A 921-nucleotide genomic window follows, 5' to 3' on the forward strand; every position below is an offset into this window, starting at 1 on the left:
TTTCGTCAAGTAATGAGATTGAAGAATACATAGAAGGGCCTTCATATTCGATCATTAAGCGACCTAAATTTTTAGATGATAATGGTATCTCGATTGAACAAATTATCGAGGAGTTTCTCAAGCTTTCAGATGCTGATGTATTTGTTCTAATGCACCCGAATAGCCCATTTATTCAGCTTGAATCGATTGAAACATGCATTCAAGAGGTTGTTGAGGGCAGGGCTGATTCAGCATTTACTGCACACACATTTAAGAAGTTTTGTTGGCACAAGGGCCGTCCACTTAACTATTCATTGGATTTACCAACACCTCAATTAAAAGACATAGAGCCAGTTATTCTTGAGCAGTCTTCGCTCTATGTCTTTACGCGGTCAATATTTGAAAAAGAACGAAAGCGGGTTGGCGGCAAAGCATATATTCATAATGTTAATCACTTTGAAGGTCATGATCTGATTGAAGATGAAGATTTTGAAATTGCTGAACTGATTGTTAACTCTGGCATGTTTTCAAACCTATCTTGATGTCAAAGGCTGATCCATACATGAGTATTATAAAAACTCTCAACGTTGAATTTGATGGACAAAGCTACCCGATCAATATCGGACGAGGTTTGCTTGAATTATTTCCAGAGCTCTTAGCTGAAAAAACTAACAACAAACAGGTGTTAATCGTTGCAGACTCATTTTTCAAAGACTCGGCTGTAAGTCGCCTTTCAAAAAACTTGGAGTCACATGGGTTCGTTGTTTTTCATTATTTTATGGATGCTGGTAAAGGTAATAAAAGTATCAATGAGGTAATGAAGATTTATGGAATCATGGAAGAAAATAACTTCCCACGTGATGCTACATTGGTAGCCTTGGGTGGCGGTGTAATTGGAGATTTAGCAGGTTTTGTAGCAAGTACTTGGCTTAGAGGAATGAA

General features: G+C 37.7%; 2 protein-coding genes. Both read left to right on the forward strand.

Annotation, left to right across the window (positions count from 1 at the left end):
- A partial coding sequence (locus A3739_RS29965) for a hypothetical protein (RefSeq protein ID WP_068501860.1) occupies positions 1-521 on the forward strand: 521 nt, incomplete at its 5' end.
- Positions 522-541: 20 nt separating this feature from the next.
- On the forward strand, positions 542-921 hold a 380-nt coding region (locus A3739_RS14290), incomplete at its 3' end, for an iron-containing alcohol dehydrogenase (protein WP_197472330.1).

The organism is Oleiphilus sp. HI0067, assembly GCF_001635735.1.